General features: G+C 54.4%; 11 protein-coding genes. 2 read left to right on the top strand and 9 right to left on the bottom strand.

The features are described 5' to 3' along the window. Positions 1-71 precede the first annotated feature (71 nt). A complete protein-coding gene (locus tag AWJ19_RS31470) occupies positions 72-2,705 on the bottom strand; it encodes a family 16 glycosylhydrolase (RefSeq protein ID WP_068729493.1) in 2,634 nt (877 codons plus the stop codon). A 252-nt stretch (positions 2,706-2,957) separates the two neighbouring features. Between AWJ19_RS31470 and AWJ19_RS31465 the strand changes: the two genes are divergently transcribed. Continuing rightward, positions 2,958-4,127, top strand: coding sequence for a cobalamin-independent methionine synthase II family protein (locus AWJ19_RS31465; RefSeq protein ID WP_068729491.1), 1,170 nt, complete (start codon positions 2,958-2,960; stop codon positions 4,125-4,127). A 69-nt stretch (positions 4,128-4,196) separates the two neighbouring features. On the opposite strand, the gene AWJ19_RS31460 is transcribed toward AWJ19_RS31465, so the two are convergent. The 6 genes from AWJ19_RS31460 to AWJ19_RS31435 all read right to left on the bottom strand — a co-directional run bounded on the left by AWJ19_RS31460 (position 4,197) and on the right by AWJ19_RS31435 (position 11,257). Continuing rightward, complete coding sequence (locus AWJ19_RS31460; protein WP_068729489.1) at positions 4,197-5,735, bottom strand: response regulator; 1,539 nt, start codon at positions 5,733-5,735, stop codon at positions 4,197-4,199. A gap of 6 nt (positions 5,736-5,741) precedes the next feature. Next, positions 5,742-6,806, bottom strand: coding sequence for a sensor histidine kinase (locus AWJ19_RS31455; protein ID WP_068729487.1), 1,065 nt, complete (start codon positions 6,804-6,806; stop codon positions 5,742-5,744). Positions 6,807-6,829: 23 nt separating this feature from the next. Further along, the gene (locus AWJ19_RS31450; protein ID WP_068729485.1) at positions 6,830-7,579 is read right to left on the bottom strand and encodes a hypothetical protein; all 750 of its coding nucleotides are present in this window, start codon (positions 7,577-7,579) and stop codon (positions 6,830-6,832) included. A 162-nt stretch (positions 7,580-7,741) separates the two neighbouring features. Next, positions 7,742-9,412: an extracellular solute-binding protein gene (locus AWJ19_RS31445; RefSeq protein ID WP_068729484.1), complete on the bottom strand. Its 1,671-nt coding sequence runs from the start codon at positions 9,410-9,412 to the stop codon at positions 7,742-7,744. Between the two features lie 24 nt (positions 9,413-9,436). Next, entirely contained in the window at positions 9,437-10,321 is an 885-nt protein-coding gene (locus tag AWJ19_RS31440) for a carbohydrate ABC transporter permease (protein ID WP_068729482.1), read from the bottom strand. A 15-nt stretch (positions 10,322-10,336) separates the two neighbouring features. Next, positions 10,337-11,257: an ABC transporter permease subunit gene (locus tag AWJ19_RS31435; RefSeq protein ID WP_068729480.1), complete on the bottom strand. Its 921-nt coding sequence runs from the start codon at positions 11,255-11,257 to the stop codon at positions 10,337-10,339. A gap of 151 nt (positions 11,258-11,408) precedes the next feature. On the opposite strand from AWJ19_RS31435, the gene AWJ19_RS31430 reads away from it, so the two are divergent. After that, positions 11,409-12,047 carry a glycoside hydrolase family 16 protein gene (locus AWJ19_RS31430; RefSeq protein ID WP_068729478.1) on the top strand — a complete coding sequence of 213 codons (639 nt, stop codon included), beginning with the start codon at positions 11,409-11,411 and terminating at the stop codon, positions 12,045-12,047. Between the two features lie 165 nt (positions 12,048-12,212). On the opposite strand, the gene AWJ19_RS31425 is transcribed toward AWJ19_RS31430, so the two are convergent. Both AWJ19_RS31425 and AWJ19_RS31420 read right to left on the bottom strand, forming a co-directional pair. Beyond that, positions 12,213-13,478: an acyltransferase gene (locus tag AWJ19_RS31425; protein ID WP_241781958.1), complete on the bottom strand. Its 1,266-nt coding sequence runs from the start codon at positions 13,476-13,478 to the stop codon at positions 12,213-12,215. Between the two features lie 302 nt (positions 13,479-13,780). Beyond that, positions 13,781-14,209: an SRPBCC family protein gene (locus AWJ19_RS31420; protein ID WP_068729476.1), complete on the bottom strand. Its 429-nt coding sequence runs from the start codon at positions 14,207-14,209 to the stop codon at positions 13,781-13,783. Positions 14,210-14,265: the final 56 nt, after the last annotated feature.

The following is a 14,265-nucleotide window of genomic DNA, read 5'->3' as shown; positions in this document are numbered from 1 at the left end:
ACAAAAAAAGAGACCTCAACACGCTCTGAAGAGCGGAATTGAGGTCTTTTTTTATACCACGGCTGCCTACCTTACTGTGGCACCCCCTGCGTCACCCCATGCACATAAGTCTGCCAAGTGGTGTCGAGTGCTCCCTGACCTGGATTGTAGGTGAAGAAGTACTCTACAGTGTCGCCCTGCTTCAGGTTCAGTACCGGGTAAGTGAAGTTGCCGTTGCCGGTAGGGGTCATGGCTACATTGAGCTGGCCGCCGCCGTTGATTTTGTAGTGCAGATCGGCGAAGGTTGCGCCGTTGACGTAGAATTGCAGGTTGTTGCCTGTCTTCTTCAGGCCGCGCACGCTGTCGCCGATGACGACGGTGACAGGCGGCGGGGTTACGACGGTAATGGTGCTGGAGGCGGTTTTGCCGCCGTCAGCGGTTGTGGCGGTTACCGTAACGGTGCCCGCCGCGAGTCCGGTTACGCTGCCGCTGGCATTAACGGAAGCAATCGCCGGGTTGGAAACAGACCAGCTGACTGCCTTATTGGTAGCATTCGAAGGTGCAACATTAGCGGCTAATGGAACGCTCTGCCCGACTTCGATCTGCGAGGTAGCCGGTGTCACGGTGACTCCGCTGACCGCAACATTGCCGGGGTTACCCGGATTGCCGCCGGTGCCTTCCTTATACACGCGTACATAGTCCACTTGCATGGTAGCCGGAATGTCGGACGCTGCCGGTATCCGGCCGCCGTCAAAATGGCCGCCGACGGCCAGGTTCACGATCAGGTAGAACGGCTGGTCGAACGGTGCGTTCGGATTGTTCGGTGCGGCTACCGAATACCACTGCTCGCGGGTGACCTTGAAGAAGAACTTGCCGTCTACATACCATTTCATGTTGTCTTCTTCCCATACCATCGTATAGACGTGGTAATCGTTCGCAAAAGTCTGCCCTTGCGGGAAATGATATTCTCCGGCAATGTAGCGGTTCACCGGCCACTGGCCGCCGAAGTGAATCGCGCCGCTGGTTGTACCAGGGAGCCGTCCTTTGGCTTCCATAATGTCGATTTCACCGGAAGCGGCCCAGGCGCCGTAGGCGGCATCTTCAGGCAGCATCCAGAGCGCAGGCCAGATCCCGTCACCTGTAGGTAGCTTGGCGCGGATATCTACGCGGCCGTACTGGAGGGACAGGTTGTCTTTGGTGTTGATTTTGCCGGAGGAATATTCCGCGTACCGGTTAGGGTCCTGCGGGAACGAACGGTGGTCGTTCAGGGCACGGATGTTCAGCTGTCCATTGGACACGAACACGTTCTGCGTGCTGTTGGTATAATGCTGCAGCTCGGCGTTGCCCCAGCCCCAGCTGTTCACGTCGTTGCTGATGTAATAGCCGGTCTCATAATTCCATTTGCTTGTATCAAGCGCAGTGCCGCTGAACTCATCCTGCCAGATGAGGTTCATGCCGGCAATGGCCGGATCGCTCGGCGTGCCGATGGCGATGTCCTCCTGGTCAGATTCATCCGGGCGTGGAGCGTTAGGATTGCCGATAAAGTTGTAATAGACATAGTTGCTACCGACATTGCCGCCGGTCTGTCCGTTCAGCGGATAGCCGATGCGGATTTCCATGTTCTCCTGGATGGGCTGGAACCACAGGCCATAGATATAGTCGGCCCAGTATCCCCACTGGTTGGCGGCGGACATGTTATTGTACCCGTTGCCTGCATAGACAAAGCCGCTCTGGGCGGAGCTGCTGAGATCGACCCATACGCCCGCTTTTTTAATCTGATAGACGAACTTGCCCAGCTCGCTGCCGATCGGCGCACCTCCGTCAATTTTCGGGAGCGGGAAGCCGATGGAGCCGTTATTGTCGGCTGTGTAGGTCGTATTGCTGTCGTAGGCGGACAGTACATACGAATTGCGGACCGGCTGATTGAAATTGATGGTGTAGATCAGGCTGGCCCCGGAGGTTTTGGATTCAAGTTTCACGTTAATGGATTCAGTTACTGTGAACCAGTAGCCGCCGCCCCCTTCGGTGAACTGGCCGAAGTTGCTGTCGTAGATCCAGCCGCTGGCCGCATTGTTGTCGATGTTAACCCACTGGCTGCTGCTGACCGGCTTGACGGACAGCTTCAGATCCTGGGCTACTGCTGCGTAGATGAGATTCGGATCGTTGTTGAACACCGGATACGTAAAGCCCGCACTGCCGGTAAAGCCTGCAGTAAGCACCGGACCCTGCGTTGCTGCCATCGACGTAATGGTCGCCGTGTTGACGTTCTGGAACGCCAGTGTGTAATTCAGCGTAACGTTGCTGTTGGCCTTTGAGTAGAGCTGAATTTCAGTGGTCGCGCTGAGAGTGAACCAGTAGCCGTTCGCACCGCCGTCGCTCCAGTGCCCCCAGTTCTGGTTATATACGAAGCCGCCTGCGCTGTCGATGTCTACCCAGTTGCCATTTTTCTTCACTTTGACGCCGACATCGCCGGAGACATCATTCCAGGTTGCCGCGCCGCCATTGAATATTGGCATAACAAACCCGTAGCTGGCTTGTCCCACACCCGATTTGGAGATGACCGGCCCGTCTGCCGCCGAGAAATAAGCCATGGACGTTACCGTTGTCGCCGCTGCCTGAACCTTAGAAGCCGGTAGCAGCCCTATGCCCGATAACATTACCAGCGCGAGAAACAGACTCCACACCTTACGTGAGAACCGGGGATCAGCCTTGTTCAATCGTTTCATACTTGCCCTCCTTTAGAATAGTCTAGCCCTTTGGAAACCGCTTACAAATAAGTACATCTTCATTCTAGCGAATGGGCAAGCCCGGTAAAAGGTACAGGATTTTATATACAGGCCCAATATTTTGGTTTTGGGGAGCTATAGCCCCTCCCTATAACTAGATATGACATTTAGGTGTTATCGGCAGGCCTCAGCCGCATGCTACAATCACAGCACGAAGAACTTGATGCGAGCATAACGGAGGAGGATTTTATCATGTGTAATAAATTTCAAATTGTAGGCAGCCTGTTACGGCCGTCGGAACTGTTAAAATATAAAACGCAGATTGAGCACCGGGATGATATCAGCTATCCGTTTTATGAGGATTTTGACGGTTATGAGACTTGCGAGGCTGCGGCGATTAAGGATGTAGTGAACAAGGAAATCGAGCACGGCCTGTCGGTAATAACGGACGGCGAGTACTCCAAGTCGATGTGGCATCTGGATTTTGTGTGGGGCTTTGAGGGAGTTGAGCGGTACATCGCGGATCACGGGTACTTTTTCCGGGATACAGACGGCACTTCAAAGTATGAGACGCGCAAAGATATCGGCCTGCGGATTACAGGTGAGCTGAGCGGGAAGAATCATCATTTTATCAAAATATTCAAAGAATTCCAGGAGCATGCCGGTGACCGTGAAACGAAGCTGTGTGTCCCGTCGCCGTCGCATATTTTCGGAGAGCTGTCCTGGTCCGACAACATTGGCGGCAAGGATGCCGTATATAAGAACAGACAAGAGCTGAAGGACGGTCTCGTTAAGGCGTATAAGGAATTTGTAGGTGAATTTGCGGCTACAGGCGGTAAAATCATTCAGTTCGACGACTGCCTGTGGGAGCTTTTTGCAGATGATAACCCGAACTCCCCGTATACCGGCGAAAATATCAATCAGGAGGAAGTACAGGCGCTGGCCACTGAATTCATTGATATTAACAACACGGTAATTGATTACGGCCATAGCCTGGGGCTTAAGGTGTGGACGCACAACTGCCGGGGTAATTATGACTCCCGTAACATGGGCGGGGGCTCGTACGTTAAGATTGCCAACCTGTTCCTGAAGCAGCTGAAGTATGACCGCTTTTTCCTGGAGTGGGATGATGAGCGCGCAGGCTCGCTTGAGGCTCTCGCTGTCTTCAAGGATCGCCCGGATACCGAGATTGTACTCGGCCTGCTGTCCTCCAAAACCAATACGCTTGATGATGAAGAGCGCGTAGTCAGACTGCTGAATGAAGCAGCGACGATTATTGATAAAGACCGGCTGTTCCTCTCCCATCAGTGCGGATTTGCCTCCTGTGACGGCGGTAATGAGCTGACGGAAGACGAGCAATGGGCGAAGATTAACCAAGGGCAGCGGATTGCCAAGCAGTATTGGCAGACCCAGTCTGTATAAAAAAAGGTGGCCTTAGTCCAGCGTTTCGTTGGATTAAGGCCTTTTTTATGCCCCGGTAGAAACCGTCCGCTACCCCTGCTTGCGCCGCACCATCTGCCGGTACTCCGTGGGCTGCATGCCCATGACTTCGCGGAAGGCGCGGGTGAAGCTTTTGTAGCTTTCGTAGCCGACCAGCGGCGTGATCTCGATGATCTTATACTCCGTTTCGGCCAGGAGACGGCGCGCCTTATCCAGCCTGACATCACGCAGGTATTCGGCGAAGCCCTTGCCGACGTTTTTCTTGAACAGGTTGGAGAAATAAGCGTAGTTCAGCGACACATGGTTGGACACCATCGCCAGATCGAGCGGCTTGTGGTAATTCTCATGGATGAAGCGGATCGCCTCGTTCAGGTCCTGGGAGTTACGGTAGCTGCACTTGAATTCGTGGTAGAACTGGCTTAGCCGCAGCATCTGCTGCTGGAGCGCCTGAATATATTCGCGGATACCCGGATGATCGTAGAGATTGCGCAGCGGATCAATATCCAGCGCATCCTCGCCCATGTAGGGGCGGATCACCCACTCGTACTCCTCCAGCATCTGCACCACCGCCCGGCACAGCCTTTCCGTATAGCCGATGTGATAGCGCTGCAGTACATTTTTATGAAAAAGCATAGAGATGCCTTCCGCGATCCGGCTGCCGCTATCCGCTCCGATGAACCGGAACAGGGCGTACAGCTCCTCATGGGGGAGCTGCCACTGCTGCACCAGCCCAGCCGTTTTCTCCGGCAGAATGCAGCGCAGCTCAGGGAACAGATAGCTGTGCTTATGCAGCTCCTGCACCTCGGTGTAGGCAGCGGGCAGCGCCCTTAAGCCCTGCTGCGGCCCGGTTATGGCTGCTGTCGCCGCGATCTGTGCAGCTTTAAGCACCTCAGGCAGCTTCCCCGTATCTGCGGTAGCGTCTACCGCCAGAATCAGATGCGGGCGGCGCTGCAGGCAGAGGCAGCCTTCGCTGCCGTACACGCTGTAGGCGAGCGACTCCATGCTGTGGGCGCTGCTTGCGCCCGGCTGGTTGATCCGCCGCTCCTCGCTGAGCAGGCACAGCCGGTAGCTGGCCCACAGCTCCGGGTGCTGCTGCTCCGTCCTGCCAATCCACGCCTCGTCGTAGGCCGAGCCCTGCATATACAGGCTCAGCTCCTTGCGGTCAGTCTCCCGGGCCAACCGGGAGAGCTGCTCCATGTCGCGGGACATTGCCTGCCGGGTCATGATCTCCTGCCACACATGCTCCACCGAGGCCTGCAGATCCTCGCGGTTGACAGGCTTGAGCAGATAGCCTTTTGCCCCCAGCCCAATGGCCTTCTGGGCATAAGCGAAATCGCCGTAGCCGCTGATAATCAGGTAATCGACGGTCAGCTGCTCCTCCCGGGTGCGGGCCATCAGCTCAAGGCCGTCCATATCGGGCATGCGGATGTCGGTAATGACGAGCTGGATGCTGTGCCGGCGGAGCAGCTGCAGCGCTTCAATACCGTTAGCCGCGCTGTAGATACTGTCCGGCTGCTGCGGGAACTGGCTCACCATCGCCTGCAGCCCGTCGCGGATATGCTTCTGGTCGTCCACAATCAGCAGGTTCATCAACTTCTACCATCCTCCCAGATTGACTTGCTCCCAAGGCAAACGTATGGTGACACTCGTGTAAGCACCCTGTACACTCTCAATCGAAAGCCCGCTGCCTTTGCCATAATGCAGCTGCAGCCGTTTATGCACATTCGCCAGCCCCAGCCCGTTGCGGCTGGCGACAATCGGCCGGTCGGACTCATCGGCCATCTCCTCCTGCAGGCGGCTGAGCGTCTGCGGATCCATGCCGGTACCGTTATCACGGATTTCAATCAGCAGCATGAAGCTGTTCTCCACGCTTACGTTCATTTCGATGGCTACGCTCCCTCCCGGCGGCGCCGCATGGTGCACGGCGTTCTCCACAATGGGCTGCATGCACATTTTGGGGATCGGGTAGCGCAGCACCTCAGGCAGAAGCTCGGCCTGCAGCTCGAAGCTGCTTCCCTCCATAAAGTTAATGAAGCGGATATAGCTGTGAATGTTGGCGAACTCATCGCCGAGGCTGACGGTGTCCCCGCGCCAATGCATGCTGTAGCGCAGCAGTGAGCCAAGCGACACCAGCGCTCCGGCAATCGCCGGCTGCCGCTCCACCTCCGCCCGCATCCGTATCGATTCCAGCGCATTGTACAGGAAGTGGGAGTTGATCTGCGAATGCAGCGAATGGAGCTGCGCATTCTTGGCGATCAGCTGCTTATCAACAACTTGGGTCATCAGCCGCTGGATTTCGTCCAGCATGCTGTTATAGCTGACAGCGACATAATCAATCTCATCACCGGAATCACTATCGCGAAGTCCGGTATGAATCTTGGCATCCAGCTGGCCCTGACGCACCTTGCGCATGGAGGCCAGCACCATCTCCAGCCGGCGGAAGATCCGCCGGGTCATATAGGAGATCATCACCATCATCATCAGCAGGACGCATAGGGTAATAGCCACCACAAGAAAATACCAGTTCCGCGGCCCCTTCATCAGCTCCTGATGGGAGGTGATGTCTACGATATAGGCGTTCAGCGGTGCGATGTACCGGTACAATGCATAGTAGGTCTGATCACCGGAAGTGATCTGAACGGGCTCATCGTGCTGCAGCACATCCAGCCGGCTGTGGACGCGGGTTAGGATATCCTCGAGCTGCCGTCTGCGACGAGAGCTGACGCATGCGCAGCATTATATACACTGCGGGAAGGCTGGCTTCCGTCCATGACAACAGAGAAAAAGCTGCCGTCCCTCTCCTCCAGTAAATCGCTGAAGATCGCACTATGTCGGGCCCGTATCTCCATAATCGTCGGCCGTTCATTCTGTTTGCCCTGAAGCCGGACAAGCCTATAGTAAGATAAAGTATGTTCGCCTTCCTGCAGGGAAAATAAGCGGAAAGCCGCCCCGTTCTCCTCGCGCAGCGTCATCCAGTAATCCTGCGGCCAGAACCGGTCATAACGGTAAATCTCCGGCCATATCTCATGCAGGCCGGGGTTATCGACATAGAAGCTGAGCTGGCTGATCAGATCATAGCTTTGGATGATATTATGCATCTGCTCATACTGGTTCTGCCGGAACTTTACCAGCTGCAGACCGTCAGCCTGCATGTCAGAGTGGATGAAATCCACGAAGCCTTTCTGCGTCAGCGCGGTTGAGGAAGCGTTCTCAAGCATCGTCAGCCGGCTGCGCAGCTGCCCCTCCAGGCGGGACACATGACTGCTGCCCTCGGCCATGGCATCCTTGTACAGCTGGGCTTCCTGTGTGCGGATGAACAGAAAGGATATGATAATGGCCGGTATGGCGATCATCAGGCTGAAGGCCAGAAAGAGCTTCTGCGAGATCCGTGAATTGCGGTAAAGCTTCCTTATTGTTGTCTGTACGGCCTTCATTCCCATACCTCCCCATATTTGTAATATACCATGTATTACAAAAATACAGGCAGGTAATCAGCAAAATGCACTTATTCATAGAGACTCTACAACAGACGCTGCAAAAGGCTCTGTACAAGCAGGCAATACCGGCCGCCCCCGGGCAGCCGGCATCTTTATCAACTAATTCGCCATTTTGGTCTTACGCGCATCCAGCTCAGCCTGGCGGAATTCCACCACCTGCTGGAAGCCGTATTCGTCACGGCGCTCAAGGAAGCTTGCAAACACCTTGTCAAAAGCAGCCTCATCCTTGGCCGTAATCAGCTCCGGCAGCACTTCCTCCCAGTTCTGCGAAATCCGCGACCAGGCTACCGCAACCTCGGAATCGCCCAGCGGGTCAAGGCCTTTATAAATGCCGCTGTCAATATCAGCCTGGGCATTAGCGAAGTCCTCCATCTGCTTGATTACCGGTGCCTTCTCCGGTCTCCACTGGTTCACAATAACCGGGTTACGCATCATCCAGTACGTATCCAGCACGCCATATTGCTTCTCCAGTGTTTCGATATCACTTGCAATCAGGTTCACCATATCTGCTTTCAGCTGAGGCTTGCCGTCCACGGTCTCCCACGTTTCGCCTTCCTTGCCGAGGAACAGATCCTGCTGTCCTTCCTCGCTGGCGAGATAGGTCAGGAAGCGGATCGCCCGTTCCGGGTTTTTGGTCGATTTGCTGATCATTGTGACCATCCAGCCGTCCATGTTGCCGGGGAACAGCTTGGCGCTGTCGCCCTTGCTGTTCTGCGGGCCGTCTACAGCGATATAGTAGGAATCCGGGTTGGCGCTTGCAGCCAGCAGCGGATTGACCGCCGTCATACCGGTCCATTCACGGATCATCATGAAATAGCGGGCGTTGTTTGTTTTCTCCTCCACCTGTGTATCGGAATCCACGAGGAAGTCGACATTGATCAGTCCGCGCTCATAGGCAGTGCGGAAGGTTTTCAGCCAGGTGAGGTATTCGGGATCGGTTACGCGGTCGTACACCTTGCCGTCTTTTTCATGCGGGACAGCAAGCAGGTTCTGCAGATATTCAGTCATTCCGTAAGGCACATTCCCCTGGGCAAAAAACGGGCTGATCGGCTGGCCCTTATATTCAGGATACTTATCCTTCAGCAGCTGCAATGCGCCCAGGAAGCCTTCCGGTGTGCTGAGGTCAGGACTGCCCATCTCCTCATACAGGTCCTTGCGCACCAGGAAGGTCTGATTGGCCGCCGTCATACCGGTCTCATGCATCAGATTCGGGCTGTAGGAGTCATTCGGAACCCCGTAGGTGTTGCCGTTCTCCTGGCGGTACCATTTCAGCGTGCCGTCGCCGGCCACTTTGTAGAAGTAAGGATCATACTGGTCAGCCAGCTCGTTCAGGGCGAAGACGTGATCGCCTTCCCAGAGCTTTTTGACAGCGGTTTCCCAGGAGCCCATGGAGATGAGGTCAGGCAGCTGGCCGGAGGTCATCATCAGGGTAATATGCTCATTTGCCTCGCCGGAAGGGACTTCAAGCTTGACGTTGACGCCAGTTTTCTCCGTAACATATTTCGAGGTCAGGCTCTCCCCCCACGTGTGGGCGTACCAGTTGGCCCCGACGAACCAGGTCAGGTCAATCGGGCTTGTGTCCAGCTTCCAGGCCGGCTCATCGGGATTCAGCTTGGCTTCTTCCTGCGGTGCTGGTGTAGCATCTGCCGGAGGTGCTGCTGTCGGCGCGCTTTCATTATTGGCGGAATTGCCGCTGCAGGCGGCCAGGGACAGCGAGAGCATCGCCGTCAGCAGCAGGGTGAGACTTCTTTTAACGGAATTACGCTTCATTAGAAGATCATCCTTTCGGTTTGGTTATCCCTTAATTGCGCCGATCATTACCCCTTTGACCAGGTAACGCTGAATGAAGGGGTAGAAGAGCAGAATCGGCAGTGTGGCCACCATCATGGAGGCGAACTTGATTGAGTTGCCGGGCAGCCTTGCCCCGAACTGGGCCATGGCCTGCTGCTGCATGAACGACATGGAGTTTTCGGCGATGATTTTGTACAGGATCGTCTGCAGCGGCAAAATATCCTGCGAACGGATATAAATAACGCCCTGATAATAGTCATTCCAGTGATAGACGGCCGAGAACAGCGATATGGTAGCGATTACAGCCATACTGTTGGGCAGTACAATCCGGAACAGCACACCGTAGTCCGACGCCCCGTCGACCTTAGCCGACTCCTCAAGACTATCAGGAATAGTGCGGAAGAAGCTCATAAAGATCACCATATTGAAAAAGCTGTACATGCCGGGAATGACGAACACCCAGAAGTTATCATAAAGCCCCAGCTTCGTCATCAAAATAAACGTAGGAATGAGTCCGCCCGAGAAAAGCATCGTAACCAGGGCCACCTTCATGTACACCTTGCGTCCGATCAGCGTTGTTTTGCTCAGGCCATAAGCGATAATGGCGGTGAACAGCACATGTGCCGCCGAGCCGATTATGGTACGCAGCGTGGTGATCAGGAACCCGTTCATCATCGTTTTATCATTAAAAACTACACTGTAGCTCGCCAGCGACAGCTGTTCCGGGAACCAGTTGACGGTGCCCAGCAGCGCCTGCTCCGGCGCGTTAAGCGAGTTAATCAGCACGAACCACATCGGGTACAGCGTCAGAAAGCATACGCCCAGCATCAGCAGGGTGTTGCAGACTTCAAATACGCCGATGCTCCGTAAGCCTGTGCGTCTTTTCACCGGTCTGCCCCCTTTCTAGAAGATACTGTCCCCGGTCAGTTTTTTGGATGTCTGATTCGCCATGAACAGCAGCCCCAGCGCCACGATGGAACGGGCAAACAGTACCGCTGTGGAGAAGGAATGCCGCCCTGACACAAGCCCCATGTTGTAAATGTACAGGTCGAGGCTTTCCGCCATTTTCATGTTCATATTGTTCTTCAGCATAAAAATCTGTTCAAAATTACTGCCCAGAATACCGCTCACCGCGAGAATGAACAGGATGGCAATCGTCGGACGGATACTTTGCACGGTGATATGCCACATCCGCTGCCAGCGGCCTGCACCATCAAGCTCAGCAGCTTCATATAATCCGGGATCAATGCCCGAGATAGCCGCAATGTAGATAATGGCACTCCAGCCCGTTTCCTTCAGCGTATCGGTAAAAAAGGTAATCCACCAGAAATATTTGGCATCACTGTTAAAAAGAATTTCACGGTCCTGCAGCCCGATAGCCATCATCAGCTGATTAATAACCCCGCCTTCGCCCAGCCAGTTGAGCGCAATCCCGCCGAAGATCGTCCACGCGATAAAATGCGGCAGATACGATATGGTCTGCACCGTACGCTTGAAGCGCAGGCTGCGGATTTCATTAAGCAGCAGCGCGAACAGAATCGGAATCGGAAAACCAAGAATCAGCTTGATGCTGCTCATCCCCAGTGTATTGCGGATCGAACGCCAGAACCGGTCATCGGTTACAAAGGCCTCAAAATGCTTCAGCCCGACAAACGGCGATTCCAGCATGGGCCTCGCAATACTGTAATCCATAAAGGCGATAACGAGCCAGAACATCGGAAGATAACAAAAAATAACCATCCAGACAATGCCCGGAATAACCATGCTTTGCAGCTGCCACTGTCTAAAAAACGCTTTCATTTGTTCTCCCCGGAATCGAACCATGTCTTATGTCCCCCCTTTCCTCCTCATCGTAAGAAAAAAGGCGCAGGAAAAAAAGGCCACCGTTTTTGCCGCCATCCCAATTTTTTGGATTCCGATATTCGCATTTAGAAATGCAGTATGCTGTGTTTACATGAGAGGAGTGTGCCAAGCGATGAGCAAGCTGGTGTGGGAGCAGGATTTTGTAAAAAGCGGGGGCGATCTCAGCCTCTGGAACATCCGGACAGGCAATGATCTGCTCGATCTGAATGATAAGCCCGTTTATCCGGGCTGGGGCAATAATGAGCAGCAGTTTTATACGGGCCGTGCCGCGAACCTCTACTTTGATGAGCAAGGGCTGAACCTTCGGGCATGCCGTGAAAAAATAGAGCAGGACGGGCGGAGCTTCGACTATACCTCAGCCCGTCTCGATACAAGAAATCATTTCTCGTTCTGCTACGGCAAATTGGTTATTCGCGCCAAACTACCTGTGGGCCAGGGCCTGTGGCCGGCAATCTGGCTGATGCCGCAGGATTACGCCTACGGTCCGTGGCCGGCGTCCGGCGAGCTGGACATGCTGGAGGCCAAGGGCCGCCTGCCCCGGCAGATTGCCGGAACGCTGCACTATGGCAAGGATCTGGACAGCAAGGTGGTTGAGGAGTTTACCCACGAGCTTGAAGACGGAACGATCAGCCAGTTCCGTGATTATGGCCTGGAGTGGAGCGCGGACTCCATCCGCTGGCTGGTGGACGGCCACTGCTTCGCCGAGCGCCGGCTGGAGCCCGGCATGCCGTTCGACCAGCGTTTTATCTGATCCTCAACCTGGCCCTGGGCGGCTGGTACGATAATAATGTGGCGGTCGATGAGGACAGCCTGCCGGGGGTGATGACGGTGGCGGGGATCTGGCTGTATGAGTAAAAACAAACCCGGCTCTCTCCTTGAGATCCGGGTTTGTTCATCTTGCTGTATGTTCGATACCTTATGCCGCTTCAATCGGGGGCGTATCCGTCCGCTTGCGCCGAAAAAACGGTTTGCCCTTCGACCTGTTAATGAACGGCTGCTCTATGACATAATAAGAGAACGTCGCGGCCGCATAGGAGAGGAAGATGACGGATACACTGATGCCGACCCATCGCCACACGTCCGTGACCCCGGAATAGTGGTAATCCTTCATGCCATACTTTTCGATTAAGGTGATGAACAGATAGTGCCAGATATACAGACCAAATGACATTTTCGCGGTAAAACGGAAAAAGCGGTTATCTAACCAGCGCCCCAATAGCACGCTGAACGGTGCGGACATCAGCACGATTCCGAACAGGATGGCATATGCCGGGAAGTAGTACGGTTGCTGCTGGAAGCTGAAATCGAATTCGCCCTGATGGCGCATTCGCCAGATCAGCAGGCCGGCAAGCGCCAAAGCGGCTGCCGCAACTGCGTCGAACAGCCCGAGCTTGCGCAACCGCTCGATTGCGGCGCCGCGCTGCATGGTCGCGGCTGTCACTCCCGCCGCCAGAATGCCGATAGCAAAGTGGCCGAAGAATCCGACCGGATTATAATTCGGCATCCAGTATTTTGCACCGCCCATTTGACCATATTCCCAGCCCCGGCCGCTCTCGCTTGGTGTAAACCAATGATGTATGAGCGGGTTGACGACTAACACCAATCCGATTGCAGCGAGCCAGAACAAGACCGCCTTACCGAACGAACGCCGCAGGCCGAGCCGAAACAATACAGCCATAAACAACGGCATAAGCAGGTAGCAAAATACCTCGAAGCTGATCGACCAGAAGGGCCCATTCCATTCGGACGGGAAAAACGTTGTATAGTGGAAACCCGACGTAAACGTGAAGCCCGTTATGATCCGCCGCCATAAGAACCCCATTTCGCTGCCCAGCCTCCATTCGAGCCACAGACACACGAGGAATGCAACATAAAAGCCGGGCATAATTCTTGCCGCGCGGCGCATCGTATACGTTCGGATGCTCGGGTATGCCTCATTGTTCAGGTAAGCGCCCCAGAATGGAAACGATAACAAAAATCCGCTTAATACAAAAAACAAACTTACTCCGCTGTTCCCAAGCAAGAGAACCGACTGTACTTCTTGAAGCCAAGGGCTTGGAGCGGGCATCGCCAGACGTTGTGACACATGATGCAGGATGACGGACAGGCAGGCAATGGCACGCACGCCATCCGCTCCTGTTAACCGGGTATCGCCTAACCGAATGGTTGTCATCAGCTTCATTTCCTCTTTTCCCTAATCATTTCCCAAAACGGATGGCCGCCCGCATAGTCCACGAAATGGCATCCCAATACTACCCCTAATTACAGGTGCGCTGTATTCGATTTCAGGTACTCCTATCTTTCCATAAATAATTGGAAAATCCTTCAACCTTTCCGCCTGTTTGTGTCTAACATATGGAAAGTGTATTAGGGAACATATTAATGCTTCGGGAGCAATCAACCTTAACCACTTCCGGGTACAAGGAGACGGCTGCAAGTAGATTTCAACAAATAAAAAAGGCGCCGTTCTGGCGCCTTTAGTCCTCATGCCGATTGTTCGGTATATGCTTTGAAATGGTCCAAAATCGCCTGCCAGCCGGCCTGCTGCATCTCGGCAGAGTGGGTGCTTTCCAGATCGAACGTTTCGATAACCTCCGTTTCGCTGCCTTTGTCAACGAAAGCAATATCGACGCGTCTCCCATCCTCCATCGTATAACCGATCGCCTCGTGCTGCTTTACCACATCGTAAGTCCCGCCAAAATCGAAGCCCATGCTCCCGTCTTTCGCTTCCATCCTTGTGACAAATGTACCGCCGATCCGCAAATCGTTCTCCGCTTTTGGCGCATGCCAATCCTCTGAAGCCTGATTCCACTTCGTGATATGAACCGGCTCGGTCCAATACGTCCATACCTTCTCTACCGGCGCTTGAATGACAGCCTGTACGGTTACTTTTGCCTTGTTGTTCGTCTCCATGATCGAAGGACACCTCTTTCGTAATGGTTGAAATTTGCTTCTTACCTGTATAGACG

The organism is Paenibacillus sp. DMB5 (assembly GCF_001517085.1).
GTDB lineage: Bacteria > Bacillota > Bacilli > Paenibacillales > Paenibacillaceae > Paenibacillus_AQ.
This window is presented reverse-complemented; position numbering and strand designations above follow the sequence as displayed.